The sequence below is a fragment of the Telluria sp. RB2R28 genome (assembly GCF_059685835.1).
Map to the genome: position 1 here is coordinate 1 of NZ_JCASIK010000009.1, position 20,417 is coordinate 20,417.

At 61.9% G+C, this 20,417-nt stretch carries 21 protein-coding genes; 6 read left to right on the forward strand and 15 right to left on the reverse strand.

The features are described 5' to 3' along the window. The coding region (locus tag AC56LV_RS22980) for an IS30 family transposase (RefSeq protein ID WP_499561109.1) at nt 1-273 on the forward strand (273 nt) is incomplete at its 5' end. Between the two features lie 483 nt (nt 274-756). On the opposite strand, the gene AC56LV_RS22985 is transcribed toward AC56LV_RS22980, so the two are convergent. The 7 genes from AC56LV_RS22985 to AC56LV_RS23015 form a co-directional block, all read right to left on the reverse strand. Further along, complete coding sequence (locus tag AC56LV_RS22985; protein WP_499561111.1) at nt 757-933, reverse strand: hypothetical protein; 177 nt, start codon at nt 931-933, stop codon at nt 757-759. 109 nt (nt 934-1,042) lie between these two features. Further along, nucleotides 1,043-1,396, reverse strand: a complete 354-nt coding sequence (locus AC56LV_RS22990) for a DUF6404 family protein (RefSeq protein WP_258834981.1) — start codon at nt 1,394-1,396, stop codon at nt 1,043-1,045. A 309-nt stretch (nt 1,397-1,705) separates the two neighbouring features. Next, on the reverse strand, nt 1,706-2,116 hold the full coding sequence (locus AC56LV_RS22995) for a hypothetical protein (RefSeq protein WP_499561112.1): 411 nt from the start codon (nt 2,114-2,116) through the stop codon (nt 1,706-1,708). A gap of 234 nt (nt 2,117-2,350) precedes the next feature. Then, nucleotides 2,351-3,070, reverse strand: coding sequence for an arsenical resistance protein ArsH (arsH, locus tag AC56LV_RS23000; RefSeq protein ID WP_499561113.1), 720 nt, complete (start codon nt 3,068-3,070; stop codon nt 2,351-2,353). Between the two features lie 15 nt (nt 3,071-3,085). Beyond that, complete coding sequence (locus AC56LV_RS23005) at nt 3,086-4,366, reverse strand: arsenic transporter (RefSeq protein ID WP_499561115.1); 1,281 nt, start codon at nt 4,364-4,366, stop codon at nt 3,086-3,088. Between the two features lie 56 nt (nt 4,367-4,422). Next, a complete protein-coding gene (locus AC56LV_RS23010; RefSeq protein WP_499561117.1) occupies nt 4,423-4,902 on the reverse strand; it encodes an arsenate reductase ArsC in 480 nt (159 codons plus the stop codon). A 56-nt stretch (nt 4,903-4,958) separates the two neighbouring features. Continuing rightward, on the reverse strand, nt 4,959-5,285 hold the full coding sequence (locus AC56LV_RS23015) for an ArsR/SmtB family transcription factor (protein WP_499456810.1): 327 nt from the start codon (nt 5,283-5,285) through the stop codon (nt 4,959-4,961). Between the two features lie 267 nt (nt 5,286-5,552). Between AC56LV_RS23015 and panB the strand changes: the two genes are divergently transcribed. Next, entirely contained in the window at nt 5,553-6,440 is an 888-nt protein-coding gene (gene panB / locus AC56LV_RS23020) for a 3-methyl-2-oxobutanoate hydroxymethyltransferase (protein WP_499455807.1), read from the forward strand. A 24-nt stretch (nt 6,441-6,464) separates the two neighbouring features. Here the strand turns inward: panB and AC56LV_RS23025 are convergent, their stop codons facing one another. After that, nucleotides 6,465-7,616, reverse strand: coding sequence for an MFS transporter (locus AC56LV_RS23025; RefSeq protein ID WP_499561119.1), 1,152 nt, complete (start codon nt 7,614-7,616; stop codon nt 6,465-6,467). A gap of 185 nt (nt 7,617-7,801) precedes the next feature. On the opposite strand from AC56LV_RS23025, the gene AC56LV_RS23030 reads away from it, so the two are divergent. From AC56LV_RS23030 to AC56LV_RS23040, 3 genes are all read left to right on the forward strand, one after another. Further along, complete coding sequence (locus AC56LV_RS23030) at nt 7,802-8,857, forward strand: sensor histidine kinase (RefSeq protein WP_499561121.1); 1,056 nt, start codon at nt 7,802-7,804, stop codon at nt 8,855-8,857. Nucleotides 8,858-8,859: 2 nt separating this feature from the next. Further along, nucleotides 8,860-9,594 carry a LytR/AlgR family response regulator transcription factor gene (locus tag AC56LV_RS23035; RefSeq protein WP_499561122.1) on the forward strand — a complete coding sequence of 245 codons (735 nt, stop codon included), beginning with the start codon at nt 8,860-8,862 and terminating at the stop codon, nt 9,592-9,594. A 76-nt stretch (nt 9,595-9,670) separates the two neighbouring features. Then, on the forward strand, nt 9,671-11,113 hold the full coding sequence (locus AC56LV_RS23040) for a high affinity choline transporter 1 (protein ID WP_499561124.1): 1,443 nt from the start codon (nt 9,671-9,673) through the stop codon (nt 11,111-11,113). A 106-nt stretch (nt 11,114-11,219) separates the two neighbouring features. Here the strand turns inward: AC56LV_RS23040 and AC56LV_RS23045 are convergent, their stop codons facing one another. Both AC56LV_RS23045 and AC56LV_RS23050 read right to left on the reverse strand, forming a co-directional pair. Continuing rightward, on the reverse strand, nt 11,220-12,590 hold the full coding sequence (locus tag AC56LV_RS23045; protein ID WP_183556091.1) for a glutamine synthetase family protein: 1,371 nt from the start codon (nt 12,588-12,590) through the stop codon (nt 11,220-11,222). A gap of 55 nt (nt 12,591-12,645) precedes the next feature. Beyond that, a complete protein-coding gene (locus AC56LV_RS23050; RefSeq protein ID WP_499561126.1) occupies nt 12,646-13,416 on the reverse strand; it encodes a gamma-glutamyl-gamma-aminobutyrate hydrolase family protein in 771 nt (256 codons plus the stop codon). 252 nt (nt 13,417-13,668) lie between these two features. Here AC56LV_RS23050 and gabD point away from each other — a divergent pair, with 252 nt between their 5' ends. Then, nucleotides 13,669-15,123, forward strand: coding sequence for an NADP-dependent succinate-semialdehyde dehydrogenase (gene gabD, locus AC56LV_RS23055; RefSeq protein WP_499561128.1), 1,455 nt, complete (start codon nt 13,669-13,671; stop codon nt 15,121-15,123). A 13-nt stretch (nt 15,124-15,136) separates the two neighbouring features. Here the strand turns inward: gabD and AC56LV_RS23060 are convergent, their stop codons facing one another. The 5 genes from AC56LV_RS23060 to grpE form a co-directional block, all read right to left on the reverse strand. Beyond that, a complete protein-coding gene (locus AC56LV_RS23060) occupies nt 15,137-15,490 on the reverse strand; it encodes a nucleotide pyrophosphohydrolase (RefSeq protein WP_499561335.1) in 354 nt (117 codons plus the stop codon). A gap of 4 nt (nt 15,491-15,494) precedes the next feature. After that, complete coding sequence (can, locus tag AC56LV_RS23065; RefSeq protein WP_499504271.1) at nt 15,495-16,193, reverse strand: carbonate dehydratase; 699 nt, start codon at nt 16,191-16,193, stop codon at nt 15,495-15,497. Nucleotides 16,194-16,366: 173 nt separating this feature from the next. Next, a complete protein-coding gene (gene dnaJ / locus AC56LV_RS23070; RefSeq protein ID WP_332533169.1) occupies nt 16,367-17,494 on the reverse strand; it encodes a molecular chaperone DnaJ in 1,128 nt (375 codons plus the stop codon). Between the two features lie 120 nt (nt 17,495-17,614). Then, nucleotides 17,615-19,567 carry a molecular chaperone DnaK gene (gene dnaK / locus AC56LV_RS23075; protein ID WP_183556084.1) on the reverse strand — a complete coding sequence of 651 codons (1,953 nt, stop codon included), beginning with the start codon at nt 19,565-19,567 and terminating at the stop codon, nt 17,615-17,617. Nucleotides 19,568-19,660: 93 nt separating this feature from the next. After that, nucleotides 19,661-20,224 (reverse strand): nucleotide exchange factor GrpE, encoded by a 564-nt coding sequence (gene grpE / locus AC56LV_RS23080; RefSeq protein ID WP_499561130.1) that lies wholly within the window; start codon nt 20,222-20,224, stop codon nt 19,661-19,663. Between the last annotated feature and the right edge of the window lie 193 nt (nt 20,225-20,417).

Sequence of the window (20,417 nt, forward strand, 5' to 3'; positions counted from 1 at the left end):
CGGGGCAAGGAAATGGCTGACCACAAGCGTTTTACTATGGCCACTGACATCGATGTCTACTTCTGTGACCCACACAGCCCTTGGCAACGCGGCAGTAATGAAAATACCAATGGGCTAATACGCCAGTATTTTCCTAAAGGCATCGACATCTCCGCGTACTCGCAGGCTCAACTTAACGAAGTAGCTCGCAAATTGAACGAACGGCCAAGGAAGACTTTAGAATACCAAACGCCCGCTGAACGATTCAGCAAACTTGTTGCATCGACCGGTTGAATCCAAGACCCAAAGCAGACAATGGTAATGAAGACCGCTTCAAATCCTCGATTGTCTTGGGCACGACGTTTTGGCTACTTGGTTCGCTCCAGTGCCTTGCTTTGTGGCGACAGGCTAAGAACGAGAAACCAACCGATGAAAGAAAGCCCGCGCTGTAGTCCTGTGAAGCACATTGCGCACAGTATCCATTGCGAAAAATTGAAAGGATACGTGATGCCAGCACTGCTTAAAAAATGTAGGGTCAAGATTGCCGCTAGGGCACCAACTGGCAGGGCGAACCACCATTTGCGTTCAAGCTTTGATGTCATATTTCCGTATCAGACTAACGTTGAATTCGTTTAGGCGAACCAGAGCTTTATGCCTGCTCTTGGCCGTACCCGGCTGTTAGCTCAGCATATCAGGCTGTCATTGACGAAAAGTCACTGACTGTCACGAAGGCCGGCACCGACCCAAACCGGACGTTCACTCCGGCGAACGCGCTATCTATCGATCCTGTTTCTTTTTCTGAGTAAGCGACGATAAGCCTGCTCCTGCGAAACCAACAAACAAGCCAACGAACAGTGCGCGACCCCAGTCAAATTCATGGGCGGCACTTAAAAGACCTGTAAAAAGCAGCGTGCCCACTGCCGTACCAAGTCCAAGACCAACAAAGTACTTCATAACATTTCCTTTTCGTGCAATTTGCATGGGGTAATTGTCCGCTTGTGGCCGATTTCGGAAGCTCTAGCTTGTACATCAGACCATCCTTGAACGTACGCGAGAACCTGCATTAGGACAGTATGGAATTCCACTTAGGCAAATGATACTTGCGGCGACCATAAGCGTAATAGCCTGCCATGCTGAGACCGAAAAACAAGCCGACGCCTGCGGTAAGCACGACAGCCAGTGCAACCGGAAAGCCCTGTTGACTCCAAACAAACAGCGACATAAAGGCTCCCCAAAAAGAGCCAAACCATATTCCAGCGACTGGAAGGGTGCGCCAGAACGGCACGAAGTGAGGCGGGGCTGCATCGACACCAAGGCGCCAGAGCAAACGCAGATACGGAGGTTCATAATTGCTGCGCCACATGCCAGTATCGGCCAAGATTGCGAGCGCTTTAGTACGGCGAGTATTGTTGGACATGGAAAACGATTAACGGATGGAGTTCAATCTTACCGCAGTCGGAGCAGGGAAAAAGGCGCGCTTTTTCACATTACGCTAGACGACCGCTCTTGGCCGAACCCGGCCGTTCACATCAGCTTAGCAGTTTGCACGGCTTGAAAAAGCACTGACTGTCACGACAGGCCGCTACCGACCCGGCGCGGAGATGGCGACCTTATGCGCTCTATCTAATCCGCTGCCAGACTCACTTCGTTGGGACCGAAGATAACGCTGGATGATTGAATTCGCATTTATGCATGAGCCAGAGTGAAATGCACAATGCGACAAGGTTTATGCGATGGCGAAGCGCGCACCCGGTTGTCCCAGGTTGATACTGAATTGCGCACCAAATCCCGAACCGAAAAAGCCGACTTGAAATGGTGACAGCTTGGCGAAGACCTGAAGTTGCGCACCGCAAAACACTGTGTAGCCGAGAAAGGGTGTCTGTAGCAGAGGTGTCTTTATAAACCAGAAAATCACATTTCGGTATAGGGCGTGCCGAGTGCCTTCAAGCATTTGCACGCCACACCATATACCCCATAGAAAAAACCCCATGCCGAGTGCGAAGGGAACGATATTTGTTGGGGCGAGCTCCTGACCTTGCAGAACTGCGGTCATGCTTGAGCCGAATCCAAGTGCCCCGCCACCGATGGACAGGACGCCAAGTCCACGACGTTGCCAGTTACTCAAGGAGCCGATCATGTGAATCTGCGCATTGTTTTTTGTTGAAGATGCGCGAGATTACCAGACGACAGCTCGGAGGAAATGCTCGGATTCTCACCACGACAGATAGGAAACGATATATCAGCGCTTATGCCTTCTCGAGAAGTCCGCTTTTGGCCGATAGCGGAAGTTCGTTAAAGCATGTCCGTTCTGGCCCCTTGTGTCGAACTTTATTGCTCCTCCACAGCTGCGCCCGGCTAATACCGATGTCGTTCAAATTTTCCCGATCTGCCGGTCAATCGCCTTGAGCGCACGCTCGTTACGCTCGCTATACCGGTCGGTCAGGTAATCGCTCCGCCCCCTGGTCAGCAGCGTGAACTTGACCAGCTCCTCCATCACATCGACCACACGATCATAATAAGCCGAGGGCCGCATCCGGCCTTCCTCATCGAACTCCTTATACGCCATCGGTACCGACGACTGGTTCGGAATCGTGATCATGCGCATCCAGCGTCCCAGCAGGCGCAGCGTGTTGACGACGTTGAACGATTGTGAACCGCCGCAGACCTGCATCACGGCCAGCGTCCGGCCCTGGCTCGGGCGCACGGCGCCCTGCTCCAGCGGGATCCAGTCGATCTGGTTCTTCATCACGCCGGTCACCGTGCCATGGCGCTCGGGGCTGCACCAGACCTGGCCTTCCGACCACAGGCACAACGCGCGCAGTTCGACGACTTTCGGGTGCGTCTCCGGCACGCTGCCCACCATCGGCAAGGTCATCGGATCGAAGATTTTCACCTCGGCGCCGAAGTGCTCGAGAATGCGCGCGGCCTCGAAGGTGAGAAAGCGGCTGAACGAGCGCTCGCGCAGCGACCCATACAGCAGCAGGATGCGCGGCGGGTGATTCATGTCGCCCACCGGCTCGAGCTTGTCGATAGTCGGCATGTCCAGCAGCTTGGGCCGGATATTCGGCAGGTTCGGGATGGTGTCGTTCATGGTGGGCAACCTTTCTTAGCTCAGGCGCAGCGCAAGCGCGCACAGGGTAACGAACAGGACCGGCAGCGTCAGCACGATGCCGACCCGGAAGTAGTAGCCCCACGAGATCCGGATATCCTTCGTCGCCAGCACATGCAGCCACAGCAGGGTGGCCAGGCTGCCGATCGGGGTGATTTTGGGGCCGAGGTCGGCGCCGATGACGTTCGCGTACACCATCGTCTCGCGCACCACGCCAGCGGTCGTGGTGGCGTCGATGGCCAGGAGGCCCACCAGCACCGATGGCAGATTGTTCATGATCGAGGACAGGATCGCCGTGATGAAGCCGGTGCCAAGCGCGGCGCCCCAGACACCGTATTGCGCGCACCAGTTCAACAGCTCGGTCAGATAGACCGTTAGCCCGGCATTCCTCAGGCCATACACGACCAGATACATGCCAAGCGAAAAGACCACGATTTGCCACGGCGCATCGCGCAGCACGGCGCGCGTCGAGATGCGGTGCCCGCGCGCAGCCACCGCCAGCAGGAGTGCTGCGCCGGCCGCCGCCACGGCGCTGATCGGTACGCCCATGTCGTCAAGCCAGAAGAACCCGACCAGCAGGATCCCCAGCACCCACCAGCCGGTGATGAAGGTTGCCCGGTCATGGATGGCGTCGCCTGGATGCTTCAATTGCGCCATGTCGTAGTTTGCCGGAATGTCCTTGCGGAAGAACCAGATGAGCGCGCCAAGTGTTGCCGCCACCGCGACCAGATTGACCGGCACCATCACCGACGCGTAGCGGGCGAAGCTGATGCCGAAATAGTCGGCCGAGACGATGTTGACGAGGTTCGACACGACCAGCGGCAGGCTGGCCGTATCGGCGATGAAGCCGGCCGCCATGACGAAGGCCAGCGTGGCCTTGGGCGTGAAGCGCAGCGCCAGCAGCATCGCGATCACGATCGGCGTCAGGATCAGCGCTGCGCCATCGTTGGCAAACAGAGCCGACACGGCGGCGCCCAGCAGCACGAGCAGGATGAACAAACGCAGGCCATTGCCCTTGCCCCAGCGCGCAACGTGCAGGGCCGCCCATTCGAAGAAGCCCGCCTTGTCCAGCAGCAGGCTGATGATGATGATGGCGACGAATGCTCCCGTCGCGTTCCAGACGATGCCCCACACCACCGGGATGTCGGCGACGTGGATGACACCGGTCAGCAGCGCGACCGCAGCGCCGGCCGTGGCGCTCCAGCCAATGCCCAGCCCACGGGGCTGCCAGATGACCAGAATGAGTGTTGCGAGAAAAATCAGCGATGCGATCAGCACAAAGGGTCCTAGTGAACAGGTCAATCAAATACAGCGTCGGCAGTGCCGGATGCCGCTCAGGGCAAGAGGGTGCCGATGCGGTCGAGCTCGGCCTTGAACCGGTTGCGGTCGGCTTGCAGTTCCTCCAGCGGCAGGGCCAGGAAGGCCTGCGTGCGGGCCAGGATGATGGCATAAGTACGCTCGAACGCCGCTTCGATTTGTTCGTCAGTGCCGACGACGTGGCTTGGGTCGTCCAGGCCCCAGTGCGTCCGCAGCACCGGGCCGAGGTAAGCAGGACAGGTCTCGCCCGCAGCGCTGCCGCAGACGGTCACGACGATATCCGGCGTGACCGGCAAATCGTCCCACGACTTGCTGTAGTAGCCCTCGGTCGAGATGCCCTTGCGGTGCAGGAGCGCAACAGCGCGCGGATGCAGCGAGCCCGTTGGCTGGCTGCCAGCACTGATTGCCTGCCACCCCTCGGGCGCCAGATGGTTGAACGTGCCCTCGCTGAGGACGGAGCGGCAGGAGTTGCCAGTGCAGAGAAAGAGAATGTTCATGGGATGGCTGTTTTAGTTAAAGGGTCAATTTGGCGTGGTACCGGTCGTGTGTAACGTCAGTGCGGCTTGCAGGCATCGCCCGTGGCCGCGTCGCACGGCACGCCACCGCAGCAGTTCTCGGTCAGAAAGCCGACCAGGCCATTCATCGTCGCGATGTTGGCCGAATAGATCACGAAGCGCCCGTCCTGCCGGGACGACAGCAAATCTGCGTGCGACAGTTCTTTCAAATGAAACGACAGCGCCGAAGGCTGCACATCGAGGTGCTCGGCAATCCGGCTGGCCGCCAGCCCCGCCGGCCCCACCTGGACCAGCAACCGGAAAATCGCAAGGCGGCTCCCCTGCGACAAGGCGGAAAGGGCTGCAAGTGTTGCTTTGGTATCCATGGCGTTCCCGATCGGTGCATTACAAGACATGAGAATGATATCCCAACGGTACAACGATTCAAAGAATATTGAAGTATTTTGACGGCTTGATGACATGGGGCCGACCAGGCTCCTGGGGTAGCCGTGTCAGGAAAGGCAGGCTGCAGTAGAATGCGCGCTTGAACGAACCGAGCGCCACAGGCTTCATTTTTCGTTCGAGATCCTGCAGCTTCGCAGGGGCCGCATTACACTACGCGGCCAGGACGCATTGTTTTAAAGGATTTCTTCATGAGTGGTTATTTGCAGGGTAACGAGATGACGGCTGGCGCAGGTGCACCCGTGCCTGCCGCTGTGCCCGCGCCCGCGGCCCCCGTACCGGCAACCCCGAAAGCCGTCACCGTGCCATCGCTGCTGGCCATGCGCGCAGCCGGCAACAAGATCGCGATGCTGACCTGCTACGACGCCAGCTTCGCGTCGCTGATGGACCGCTGCGGCGTCGAGATCCTCTTGATCGGCGACTCGCTCGGCATGGTCTGCGCCGGGCACGATTCGACGCTGCCGGTGACGGTGGCCGACATGGTCTATCACACAGCCTCGGTCGCACGCGGCAACAAGCACGCACTGGTGCTGGCCGACATGCCGTTCGGCGCCTACGGCAACCCGCAGCAAGCCTACGACAGCGCCGTGCAACTGATGCGCGCCGGCGCGCAGATGATCAAGATCGAAGGCGGCGCCTGGCTGGCCGACACCGTGCGCCTGCTGGTCGAACGGGGCATTCCGGTGTGCGCGCACATTGGCCTGACGCCGCAGTTCGTGCACCAGCTGGGTGGTTTCCGCGTGCAGGGCAAGACCGACGCGGGCGCCGACAGCCTCAAGAATGATGCGCTGGCGCTGCAGGCGGCCGGCGCGGCGCTGATCCTGATCGAAGCGGTGCCGGCGGCGCTGGGCAAGGAAGTCACCGAGCTGCTGTCGGTGCCGACGATCGGCATTGGCGCCGGCCCGGATTGCTCGGGCCAGGTGCTGGTGATGCACGACCTGCTGGGCGTGTTCCCGGGCCGCAAGGCGCGCTTCGTGAAGAACTTCATGGACGGCCAGACCAGCATCGATGCAGCCGTCACGAGCTATGTGACTGCCGTGAAGGATGGCAGCTTCCCGGCTGCCGAACACTGCTTCTGATCGTGATGACGCCCTGGCGCCGGCTTAGCGTCGAATCACACGGGCGCTCAGGGCGATCACGAGGCCCGACAACGACAGTCCGCCCAGCGCCACCATGATGCTCGAGTGCATGGCGACCCAGCCGAGCACCGGTGGCGCCAGCAGCAAGCCACCGTAGCCGAGCGTGGCCACCGCCGCCACGCCGTTCCCGGCGCTCATGCCGGGAATGCGCCCTGCGGCCCCGATCAGCAGCGGCACCACATTCGCCGCGCCCAGTCCCACCAGCGCAAAACCAACAGCCGACAGCACGAAGTGTGTGCTGGCCACTGCCAGCGCCAGCCCGGCGAACATCGCCAGGCCGCCGATGACCATGATGCGCAGCGCACCGAAGCGCACGATCAGCCGGTCGCCGGCAAAGCGGCACGCCGCCATCGCAATCGAAAACGCCGAGAAGCCCAGCGCCGCCGATGCCGGCGTGGCGCCGGTGCGCTCCTGCATCAACAACGCGCTCCAGTCGACCAGCGCACCTTCGACCGCAAAGCACAGCAACGCCAGCAGGCCCAGGCCGAGCGCCGCGCCGCGCGGCAGCGAGAAGTGGCTGCCGGCATCGTGGCTGGCGGCAAAGCCCATCACGCGTGGCGCAGACAGCGCCAGCACGACCGCCGTGACCACGCCGACCATCAGCGCGCCCTGACCATGGCCCAGGCCCTGCCCGACCAGCAGCCCGCCAATACCGGCACCGAACAGGCCGCCGAGGCTGAAGAAGCCATGGAACGACGACATCGTCGGCAAGCCGCGCGCGGTTTCGACTTCGCTCGCGTTGGCGTTCATCGCGACGTCCAGCGCGCCGTTGCTGACGCCGAACAGGAACGCGGCAATGAACAGCAGCGGCAGACTCGGCGCGCCCATGATCAGGGGCGTCATCGCCGCAAAGGCAAAGCCCGACAGCAGCACCATACGGCGCGTGCCCCAGCGCCCGGTCAGCCCGCCCATCAGCGGCATCGCCAGCAGCGCGCCGGCGGCGACGGTCAGCAGCACCATGCTCAGCATGCCGGTATCGATCCCCATGCGCGCCTGCACGGTCGGTACGTGCGCGGCCCACAGGCCGATGCCGGCGCCGTTGAGCAGGAACACGGTGGAGATGGCCCAGCGCGCCGCGTCGATGCTGCGTCGGTCGAGGGTGGATGCGTGGGTCATGCGATACCTTTCTGGTTCAGTACGGCTACTTCAGTACAGCTACTGTAGTGAGGTGTGTCAACCCTGGCAAGGGTGCCGGCATCATCACCTCGTGGCCACGTTCTTGCAGTTCGCGCCGGATTTCTGTATTTCGGCGCAAGACCCGCCGCAACCCAGCCGTTCTGCGCGATACTCGACAGATGACCATGACCAAGTCTTCCTTACTGTCACCCATGTGGCGCCTGTACATCGCCGCCTGGCTGAGCTACATGCTGGTGATCGCGCTGGTGATGCAGGCCGACACCCTGCTGGCGGGCCGGCTCGACCCATCCCTGTTCTGGCGAGCCTTTGTGAGCATTGCGCCATCGGCTGCGATGCTGGCCCTGCTCTGGCCGCTCAGTGGCCGGTTCGAACGGCGCGCCGTGCCCGGCGTGCAACGCTTCATCATCCATGTCGTGGCGGCAGTGGCGTTTGCCACCTACGCGCACACGGTGCTGGTGGTGACGCAGAACCCGCCACCCCATCCGCTGTCCTGGCACCTGTGGCCCTTCCTGTACAACATGATGAGCTACGCCGTGGTGGCCGGCGTGTTTCACCTGGTGCGCGCCAATGCCGCGACCCAGCGCCAGGCGCTCGCCACGCAGCAGGCGCAGACGCTGCTGGTGGCGAGCGAACTGGGCGCGCTGCGCAGCAAGCTCAATCCGCACTTCCTGTTCAATACCCTGCACTCGATCATCGCCCTCACCGGCCGCAATCCGGAGGCGGCCGAAACGGCACTGTTCCAGTTTTCGAACATGCTGCGCTACGTGCTCGACACCGAGCGCGCCGGCATTGACCGCGTCACGCTGGACGCCGAACTCGATTTCGTGCGCGACTACCTGGAGCTGGAAAGCCTGCGCCTGGGCGAGCGCCTGCGGGTCGAGTGGGATCTCGACCCCGACCTGGGCGATTGCCTGGTGCCGGCCCTGAGCCTGCAACCGCTGGTCGAGAACAGCATCAAGCACGCCTTCAATCCATTCACCCGCCATGGCGTCCTGCGCATCGAGAGCCGGCGCGAACCCGCTACCGGCCTGCTGCGCGTGACCGTGCGCGACGATGGCCCCGGCGCCACGCCGGCCACGATCGAGGCCTCGCCCGGCCTGGGCATCCGCACCATCGGCCGGCGCCTGGACCTTGACTACGCCGGCCGCGCTGCGCTGCGCATCGACTCCCAACCCGGCGCCGGCTTTGCCGCCTGCGTCACCGTGCCCACGACGCCATGACCATGAAGACCGTATTTTTCGCCGAAGACGAACCGCTCGCGCGCGACGTGCTGCGCGACGCCATCTACGCCCATCCGGGCCTGCGGCTGGTGGGCGAAGCGGCTGACGGCGCGAGCGCACTGGCACGCATCGAAACGCTGCGGCCCGACGTCGTGTTCATGGACATCCAGATGCCCGAGATGACGGGGCTCGAGGTGCTGCGCCAGCTCGACTACCTGCCGCAGATCGTCTTCACGACCGCTTATGATCACTATGCGGTGGCCGCGTTCGAACTGCACGCCGTCGACTACCTGCTCAAGCCGTTCACGCGGGCGCGCTTTGCCGACAGCGTGGCGCGCCTGCTCGATGGCGCGCGGCCCGAACGCGCGGCCGTCGAAGATGCGCTGGTGCGTGCCAGCACCGGGCCGGCGCCGCTCGATCGCATCCTCGTGCGCGACCGTGGCCGCATCTTCCCGCTCGCGGCGCACGAGATCGAATACATGAAAGCCGATTCGAAGTACACCGTGATCACCGCGCGCGGCCAGCATTTCCTGGTGCGCATCGGGATGTCGGAACTCGAAGCGCAGCTCGATCCACGGCGTTTCATCCGCGTGCACCGCTCGGCGCTGGTGAACCTGGACTTCGTCGAATCGATGCGCGCCGACGACCAGTCGCAGTTGCAGATCTTCATGCGCGACGGGACCTGCATCGGCGCCAACCGCGAGGCATCCAGACTGCTGCGTGAGATGGCAATTTAGGCCGCCGGCCAGGTTTCGGATTTATAATCGCGGAATTTTCCGCTCATAAATTTCCTGGCCTCGGAGCACCTACTGCATGAACCTCACTTTGATCACCTTCGTCGTGCTCTATCTGCTCGGCACGCTGGCTCTCGGCATGTGGGCGGGCACGCGGATCAAGAACACCAGCGACTTCGCCGTGGCCGGCCGCAGCCTGCCGCTGATCATGGTGATCACCACCACGTTTGCGACCTGGTTCGGCGCCGAAACGGTAATGGGCATCCCGGCCAAGTTCGTGCAGGGCGGCCTGAACGCCGTGATCGAAGACCCGTTCGGCGCCGGCATGTGCCTGGTGCTGGTGGGCCTGTTCTTCGCCACCAAGCTGTATAAACTCAACCTGCTCACGATCGGCGACTACTACCGCCAGCGCTACGGCAAGGGCATCGAGATTTTCTGCTCGGTCGCGATCATCATGAGTTATCTCGGCTGGGTCGCGGCGCAGATCACCGCGCTGGGGCTGGTGTTTAGTGTCTTGACGGCCGGGGCGATGTCGCCGGCCGCCGGCATGATCGTCGGCACGCTGACGGTGCTGATCTATGTGGTGGTGGGGGGCTTCCTGGCCGTGGCGATCACGGACTTCATCCAGATGATCGTGCTGGTCGTGGGCATGAGCGTGATCGCCTGGTTCGCGGCCGACCTGGCCGGGGGCGCCGGCAACGTGATGGCGATGGCGCAGAACGCCGACCTGTGGCGCGTGTGGCCCGAGCCAAGCTTTACCGACATCATGTTCTTCATCGCTGCGGCCGTGACGATGATGTTCGGCTCGATCCCGCAGCAGGACGTGTTCCAGCGCGTGATGTCGGCCAAGGACGCGCCAACCGCGCGCACCGGCGCCGTGATTGGCGGCGTCAGCTACATCCTGTTCGCTTTCGTGCCGATGTTCATCGTGGCCGCTGCCGTGGTGGTGATGGGCAGCCAGGCGCTCGAGATCGCGCAGAACGACTACCAGCGCCTGCTGCCCACGTTCGTGATGACCAAGATGCCGCTGGTGATGCAGATCCTGTTCTTCGGCGCCCTGCTCTCGGCGATCAAGAGCACGTCGTCGGCCACACTGCTGGCGCCGTCGACGAGTTTTGTCGAGAACATCCTCAAGAACATCCGGCCCGGCATGACCGACCGCCAGCAGCTGCTGGCGATGCGCATCACGATCGTGATCTTCGCCACGCTGGTGCTACTGTATGCAATCGCGATGGAAGGTACGTCGATTTACGAGCTGGTCTCGAGCGCGTATCAGGTGCCGCTGGTGGGCGCGTTCGTGCCGCTGGTGATGGGGCTGTACTGGAAGCGCGCGACGACCCAAGGTGCAATCCTGTCGATCGCGGGCGGCTTGCTGACGTGGGTGCTGTTCTTTGAGCAGATCACCGGGTGGGGTGTGCATTTCCCGGGGCAGCTGGCCGGGTTGATCATGGCGTTTGTCGGCATGGTCGTCGGGTCGCTGGCGCCGCAGGTGCTGGTCAATCGACGCGAAGTGGCGGCGTAAGCCTTGGTTGGACGCGTGGACGGCAGAGCCGTCCACCCTACGTCGATAATCAGCCCAAGTGGTAGGGTGGACGGGTTCCCCGTCCACGCGTTCAACGATCACTCGATCAGACGTGCAGCAACAAATGCTCGCGTTCCCACGGGCTGATCACCCGCATGAACTCCTGGTGCTCCAGGTCTTTCACCGCCGTATAAACGTCGATGAAGCGCTCGCCCAGCACGTCGCGCAGGCGGTCTTCGCGGCGCAGTACGGTGATCGCTTCGGACAGCCCTTGCGGCAGGTCCACCGGCATGTCGTAGGCGCTGCCTTCGACCATCGCTGATGGCTCGATCGCTTCGACCATCCCCAGGTAGCCGCAGGCCAGCGTGATCGCCAGCGCCAGGTACGGGTTGGCGTCGGCGCCGATCACGCGGTTTTCCACGCGCCGATCCTGCGAACCCGACACCGGCACCCGGATGCCCACGGTGCGGTTGTCGATCCCCCACTGCAGATTGATCGGCGCAGCCGTGTGGCGCACGATGCGGCGGTACGAGTTTACATACGGCGCGACGATCGCCATCGCCGATGGCATGTAGCGCTGCAGGCCGCCGATGTAATGGTGGAACAGCTCGGACGGCGCGCCGTCTTCGGTGCTGAAGATGTTCTTGCCCGTTTCGCCATCGATCACGCTCTGGTGCACGTGCATCGCCGAGCCCGGCTCATTGGCCATCGGCTTGGCCATGAAGGTCGCGTACATGTCATGCTTGAGCGCTGCTTCGCGCAGCGTGCGCTTGAAGTAGAACACCTTGTCGGCCAGGCCCAGCGGCTCGCCATGCTGAAAGTTGATTTCCATCTGGCCGGCGCCGATCTCGTGGATCAGCGTGTCGACGTCCAGGTTCATCAGCTCGCAGTAATCGTAGATGTCCTCGAACAGCGGATCGAACTCGTTGACCGCGTCGATGCTGTAGACCTGGCGGCTTGTTTCAGCGCGGCCGCTGCGGCCGATCGGCGGCACCAGCGGCAGGTCGGGATCGATGTTCTTGGCCGTCAGATAGAACTCGAGTTCCGGCGCCACCAGTGGCTTCCAGCCGCGCTGCTCGTACAGCTTGAGCACGCGGCGCAGCACGCTGCGCGGCGCGAAGTCGACCAGGCGGCCGTCGGCGTAATAGCAGTCATGGATCACTTGCGCAGTTGGATCGACGGCCCATGGCACCATCGTGATCGTGGTCGGGTCGGCCTTGAGGATCATGTCGCGGTCGATGCTCGAGATGGCGCGCTCGTAGGCGTCGTCACGTTCCGGCGTGTTGCCGGTCACGGTCATGCCCAGCACGACTTCAGGCAGGCGCATGCCACGGTCGTCGGTGAACTTCACGCGCGGCAGGATTTTGCCACGCGCAACGCCGGTCAGATCGGGCACCAGGCATTCGATTTCGGTGACCCGCTTTGCATCGAGCCACTCGTCCATATCGGTATAACTGAAATTTTCGCGTATTGCCATTATTGCCTCATGTCGGTAATCGATTGCGCGCCCGCTTCACGCCGGGCGCGCCGGGTCATTTCAACAGCGAGCCGCCGTCCAGGCGCTGCTCGCGGTAAGCGCGGCAGGCGTCGCCAAAGGCGCGGAACATCTTCATCGAGTACGGGTTGTGCTGGATGCGCCATTCGGGATGCCACTGCACGGCCAGCGTGAAGCCGGGCGACGTCGACACGGTGAACGCTTCCACCAGACCGTCTTCGGCCACGGCTTCGACCGACAGGCCCGGCGCCAGTTCATTGACGCCCTGCCCGTGCAGCGAGTTCACGGGGATCTCGGCCGCACCAAGAATGCCCTCGAGCATGCCGCCGGGAGTGACCGTGACGTTGTGCGCGTCGCCGTATTGCTCATCCATGCCGAGCTCGGCTTTTTCGCGGTGATCAAATTTGCCCACGACCGTCTGCACCGCCTGGTGCAGGCTGCCGCCAAGCGCCACGTTCATCTCCTGGAAACCGCGGCAGATGGCGATGATCGGCACACCGCGGCGCACCGCTTCGCGGATCAGCGGTAAGGTGGTCTGGTCGCGCGCCGGGTCTTGCGGCAGCGATGGATCCAGCACTTCTTCCGAGTAGTAGCTGGGATGCACATTGGAGGCTGAACCGGTCAGCATGATGCCGTCGATGGTGCCGAAGATGGTTTCCAGGTCCAGCGATTCGCCGGACGATGGCAGGATCAGCGAGGCGCAATCGGCGCCCAGGGTGACGGCGTCGACATACTTGTGCTGGGCGGCGTGATACGGATGTTCGCCGAAATCACGCGTGCATGCGGGGACGATTACGATAGGGCGCATGGTGGTTGTCCTTCTCTTTGAGGCGCGCGACCACAAGGCAGTCAACGGGTCGGGCGCGGGGGAAATTTCATGTCAAAAGCTTAACTTCATTCGGCTGAGGCAGCCCACACGTTTCCAAAAGTCATCACAATTTCGAGAATTTCAGTATGCAGTAATCGGGCGCGGTGGCACGTTCGTTTGCAAATGGGTCTACCATGACGGCTTGCATCCGCGCTCTGCAGCCGATGCTCGACATGAATTGACGAGGACACTATGCCGAATTTGAAAGACCCTTCCCTGCTGCGCCAGCAGGCCTTTGTAGGCGGCGCCTGGTGTGACGCCGACGACGGCCAGACCATTGCCGTGACCAATCCCGCCAATGGCGAAACCGTGGCCAGCGTGCCGCACATGGGCGCTGCCGAAACCAAGCGCGCCATCGATGCCGCCAACGCCGCCTGGCCTGCCTGGCGCAAACTGCCCGCAAAAGAACGCGCCACGATCCTGCGCAAGTGGCATGACCTGATGCTGGAAAATGCCGACGACCTGGCATTGCTGATGACGCTGGAACAAGGCAAACCGCTGGCTGAAGCCAAGGGCGAAGTGGCCTACGCCGCCTCTTACTTCGAGTGGTTTGGCGAAGAAGCCAAGCGCGTGGCCGGCGAGACGCTCGCTTCGCCATGGCCCGATAAACGCATCGTCGTGACCAAGGAGCCGATCGGCGTGTGCGCCGCGATCACGCCGTGGAACTTCCCGGCTGCGATGATCACCCGCAAGGTCGCGCCGGCGCTGGCCGCCGGTTGCCCGATCGTGCTCAAACCGGCCGAACTCACGCCGCTGTCGGCGCTGGCGCTGGCCGTGCTGGCCGAGCGCGCCGGCGTGCCGAAAGGCGTGTTCAGCGTCGTGATTGGCGACTCGAAAGCCATCGGTGGCGAGATGACGAGCAATCCGCTCGTGCGCAAGCTGAGCTTCACCGGCTCGACCGCCGTGGGGCGCCTGCTGATGGAGCAGTGCGCACCGACGGTCAAGAAGATTTCGCTCGAACTGGGCGGCAATGCGCCGTTCATCGTGTTCGACGATGCCGATCTGGATGCGGCAGTCGAGGGCGCAATCGCCTCGAAATTCCGCAATGCGGGGCAGACCTGCGTCTGCGCCAACCGCCTGTACGTGCAGGATGGCGTGTACGACGAATTCGCGCGCAAGCTCGCCGTCGCGGTGGGCAAACTGAAGGTGGGTGATGGCCGCGAAGAAGGCGTCACGCAAGGCCCGCTGATCGAAGAAAAAGCCGTGCGCAAGATCGAGCAGCACATCGAGGATGCGCAGGCGAAGGGCGCCAAGCTGCTCCTGGGCGGCAAACGCCACGCACTGGGGCACAGCTTCTTCGAGCCGACGGTGCTGACCGATGTGACATCAAGCATGCTCGTGGCGCGCGAAGAAACCTTCGGCCCGCTGGCGCCGCTGTTCCGCTTCACGACCGAAGACGACGTGATTGCCATGGCCAACGACACCGAGTTCGGGCTGGCGTCGTACTTCTATGCGCGCGACATCGGCCGCGTCTGGCGCGTGGCCGAGGCGATCGAGAGCGGGATGGTGGGGGTCAATACCGGCATCATCTCGACCGAGGTCGCGCCGTTCGGCGGGGTCAAGCAATCAGGCCTGGGGCGTGAAGGCTCGACCTACGGGATGGATGATTACCTGGTCGTGAAGTACATCTGCATGGGCGGCATGTAAGCGGCGCCGGCGATCACGTTTTTTTGTACTCTTTGTACTCGTAGTACTTGCGTGCATCGCCGCGCACCAGCTCGGCCGGGTACTTCGCCCGGTTGAGCACCATCTTTTCTTCGACCGCCGCGACCAGGTCGACGTCGAGCTTGTCTGCCAGCCGCACGAGATACACCAGCACATCGGCCATCTCGTGCCGCACTTCGACCAGCTTATCGGCGCCGAGTTCTTCGGCACGGCCCGACTGCAGCCACTGGAAATGCTCCAGCAACTCGGCCGCCTCGACCGTCAAGGCCGCCGCGAGGTTCTTCGGCGTGTGGAACTGATCCCAGTCACGCTCGTCGACGAACGCGCGCACCAGCGCGCGCAGTCGCATCAAATCACTGTCCACGCCGCTCTTCACGCACGACGCCGCCTTCGACGTAGCCGTCGAGTACCCGGCGCAGCTTCGGCTCGATCTCTTCGAAGCTGCTCACGGTGATGCCCAGGTCGCGCAGCAGGCCGTCGTGTACGCCGTACACCCAGCTGTGGATGGTCAATGGCTGGCCACGTTCCCACGCATCGCGCACGATGGTCGTGTGGGCCGTGTTCATGACCTGTTCGGCCACGTTCAGCTCGACCAGACGATTGGTGGCGGCGCGGCCGCTCACGTGGCCCAGGTACTTGCCATGCTTGTCGCGCACATCGCGCACGTGGCCGAGCCAGTTGTCGGCCAGGCCCACACGCGCATCGGTCAGCGCCGCGTGCACGCCCGAGCAGCCATAGTGGCCGCAGATGATGATGTGCTTGACCTTCAGCACGTCGATGGCGAACTGCAGCACACTCAGACAATTCAAATCAGAGTGCACGACGACGTTGGCGATATTACGGTGAACGAACAGTTCGCCCGGCGCCATGCCCAGCAGTTCGTTGGCGGGGACGCGGCTGTCCGAGCAGCCGATCCACAGGTATTCCGGCGCCTGCTGTTCCGACAGCGCCTTGAAGAAGTTCGGGTCCTCGGCCACCATCGTGGCGGCCCACGTGCGGTTGCGTTCGAACAGCTCTGCCGCGGTCAATCCCTTGGTCTTGTATTTGTCCATATTGGTTCCTTATGTTTATTACCGTCCCAGAAGGGGCGTTGCCAGGCCTGTTCTGGAGCAGGCTTCAAAGGCGGGTAGGTCTCGAAACAGGGGGAGTATAACCGTGTTGGCGGGCCAACCGAACAGGCAAAAAAAAACCGCTGAAGGCATATGCCGTTCAGCGGTAAGTGGACTTACTCGAAGAAGTCCTTGACCTTGTCCATCCAGCCCTTGCTCTGCGGGCTGTGCTTGGCGCCGCCCTCGATCGTCAGGCGTTCGAACTCGCGCAGCATGTCCTTCTGCTTGTCGGTCAGCTTGACCGGCGTCTCGACGATCACGTGGCAGAACAGGTCGCCCGTGTAGCCCGAACGCACGTTCTTGATGCCCTTGCCCTTGAGGCGGAAGGTCTTGCCGGTCTGGGTGCCTTCAGGCACCGTGAACGAGACCTTGCCGGTCAGGGTCGGCACTTCGATTTCACCGCCCAGAGCCGCTTTCGAGAACGAGATCGGCATTTCGCAGTGCAGGTCGTCGCCTTCACGCTGGAACACGGTGTGCGGCTTGATGTGGATCTCCACATACAGGTCGCCTGCCGGCCCGCCATTGGTACCCGGTTCGCCATTGCCCGACGAGCGGATGCGCATGCCGTTGTCGATACCGGCCGGGATCTTCACTTCCAGCGTCTTGTTGCGCTTGATGCGTCCGGCGCCACCGCAGGCCGCGCACGGCTCAGGGATGATCTTGCCGCTGCCATGGCATTTCGGGCAGGTCTGCTGCACGCTGAAGAAGCCCTGCTGCATGCGCACCTGACCGTGACCGGCGCAGGTGGTGCAAGTCACAGGCTGGGTGCCCGGCTTGGCGCCGCTGCCGTGGCAGGTGTCGCACTTGTCCCAGCTCGGCACGCGGATCGTCGTGTCGAAGCCGTGAGCGGCCTGTTCCAGCGTGATCTCGAGGTTGTAGCGCAGGTCGGCGCCGCGGTACACCTGCGGGCCAGCGCTACGGCCGCCACGGCCACCGCCAAAGATGTCGCCGAAGATGTCGCCGAACGCATCGCCGAAACCACCGGCGCCGCCGCCCATGCCGCCCATGCCACTGTTCGGATCGACGCCCGCGTGACCGTAACGGTCATACGCTTCGCGCTTCTCCGGGTTGGTCAGCATCTCGTAGGCCTCTTTGACCTCCTTGAACTTCTCTTCCGCTTCCTTGTTATCCGGATTGCGGTCAGGGTGGTACTTCATCGCAAGCTTGCGATAAGACTTCTTGATCTCGTCTTCCGACGCACCCTTCGCGACCCCAAGGATCTCGTAAAAATCACGCTTCGCCATGGTCGGCACCTAAAGTTATCTTGAAACTGAATTCTTTAAACCAAAAAAACCGAGCCGAGTACCTGGAAGGTGTCGGCTCGGCCTGTACGCGAAGGCACAAGGCCTTCGCGCCGGAGACGCTTACTTCGCGTCTTTGACTTCCTTGAAGTCGGCGTCGACAACGTCGTCGTCCTGCTTGCCCGACTGCTCGCCACCGGCTGCACCGGCGCCAGGGCCACCGGCCGCGCCAGCACCACCAGCCTGCTGCGCCTGCATGTCGGCGTACATCTTCTCGCCCAGCTTCTGCGACGCGCTCGACAGTGCTGCAGTCTTGGCATCGATGTCCGCCTTGTCGCCGCTCTTGATCGCGCCTTCGAGGTCGGTGATTGCCGCTTCGATCTGCTCTTTCTCACCGGCTTCCAGCTTGTCGCCGTATTCGGTCAGCGATTTGCGGGTCGAGTGCACCAGGGCGTCGCCCTGGTTGCGCGCTTCCGCCATTTCCTTGACCTTCTTGTCTTCTTCGGCGTTCAGCTCGGCGTCCTTGACCATCTTCTGGATTTCTTCTTCCGTCAGACCCGAGTTCGCCTTGACGGTGATCTTGTTCTCTTTACCGGTGGCCTTGTCTTTCGCGCCGACGTGCAGAATGCCGTTGGCGTCGATGTCGAAGGTCACTTCGATCTGTGGCGTACCACGCGATGCTGGCGGGATGCCTTCGAGGTTGAACTCGCCCAGGCCCTTGTTACCGGCCGCGATTTCACGCTCGCCCTGGAACACCTTGATGGTCACGGCCGGCTGGTTGTCGTCGGCAGTCGAGAACACCTGCGAGAACTTGGTCGGAATCGTGGTGTTCTTGTGGATCATCTTGGTCATCACGCCGCCCAGGGTTTCGATACCCAGCGACAGTGGCGTCACGTCCAGCAGCAGCAGATCCTTGCGCTCGCCCGACAGGACCGAACCCTGGATCGCGGCGCCGACAGCGACGGCTTCGTCCGGATTGACGTCCTTGCGTGCTTCTTTGCCGAAGAATTCTTTAACTTTCTCCTGCACCTTCGGCATACGGGTCATACCACCGACCAGGATGATGTCGTCGATATCCGAAACCTTGACGCCGGCATCCTTGATGGCCATGCGGCATGGCTCGATCGTCTTGATGATCAGCTCTTCCACCAGCGACTCGAGCTTGGCACGGGTCATCTTCAGGTTCAGGTGGACCGGCGCGCCGTTCGCCATGGCGATGTACGGCTCGTTGATTTCGGTCTGCTGCGACGACGACAGTTCGATCTTTGCGCGCTCGGCCGAAGCCTTGATGCGCTGCAGGGCGATCGCGTCTTTCGACAGGTCCAGGCCGTTGATCTTCTTGAACTCGTCAATGATGTAATCGATGATGCGCTGGTCGAAGTCTTCGCCGCCCAGGAAGGTGTCGCCGTTGGTCGACAGCACTTCGAACTGCTTTTCGCCATCGACGTCAGCGATTTCGATGATCGAGACGTCGAACGTGCCGCCGCCCAGGTCATACACGGCGATCTTGCGGTCGCCCTTGTCGGTCTTGTCCAGGCCGAATGCCAGTGCAGCAGCGGTCGGCTCGTTGATGATGCGCTTGACGTCCAGGCCCGCGATACGGCCGGCATCCTTGGTTGCCTGGCGCTGCGAGTCGTTGAAGTACGCCGGCACGGTGATGACCGCTTCGGTGACTTCTTCGCCCAGGTAGTCCTCGGCGGTCTTCTTCATCTTGCGCAGCACTTCAGCCGAGATCTGCTGGGCAGCCAGTTTCTTGTCGCGCACGCCAACCCATGCGTCGCCGTTGTCGGCCTTGACGATGGCGTATGGCATCAGCGAGATGTCTTTTTGTACTTCTTTTTCATCGAACTTGCGGCCGATGAGACGCTTGACTGCGAACAGCGTGTTCTTCGGGTTGGTCACGGCCTGGCGCTTGGCCGGCGCGCCGACGAGGATCTCGCCGTCTTCCTGGTAAGCGATGATCGATGGCGTGGTACGCGCACCTTCAGCGTTCTCGATCACTTTTGGCTGACCGTTTTCCATGATGGCCACGCACGAGTTCGTGGTGCCAAGGTCGATACCGATAATTCTGCCCATGATGTATTCCTTTTTATATGCTGAGTTTCTGATGGATTCAATATTGGGAAAAACGGCGTGCTTTCAAGAGCATTACGCGGCACGCGGCCATTCTTATTTTGGTGCTGCTGCCGTCACGATGGCTGGCCGCAGCAGGCGGTCGGCAATCATGTAACCCTTTTGCAGCACGGTGACCACGGTATTGGCTTCCTGCTCCGCTGGCACCACGGCAACGGCCTGGTGCTTGTTCGGATCCAGCTTGTCGCCCACTTGCGGCAGCACCTCAATCAGGCGGTTCTTTTCGAACGCGCTGGTGAGCTGCTTGAGCGTCATCTCGACGCCTTCCTTGATCGACTCGACCGTCGGCGCTTCGACCTTCAGTGCCATCTCCAGGCTGTCGCGCACCGGCACCATGGCCTCGGCGAAGCTTTCGATGGCAAATTTGTGGGCCTTGCTGACGTCTTCCTGGGCGCGGCGGCGGATGTTCTCCGCGTCGGCCTTGGCGCGCATGAAGGCGTCGTGCATCTCGGCCAGCTTGGCTTCGGTGGCGCTCAATTGTTCTTCGAGGCCCGGCGTACCAGCCTGCGCGGCGCCAGCGGTAGCACCATCGTTGATGTCAGCGCCGGGCGCCTGTACATCCTGCTCGTTGCTCATCTCTTTGTTTTCTTGGTCTTGCATCGGAAAAACTCCTGGAATCAAGGACTTGGCTGATTTAAAAACGTATCCTGATTGATACACAGCGCACCAGATGGGGCGATCTCCTACAATTTCAAGGGGAATTGCAGGAAAGCCATCTGAAATTCAGGCAAATGCGGCCCTGCAGCGCCAACAACCCGCTATTTTAGCAGGTTGTCAACAGGCAAGTCGGTAT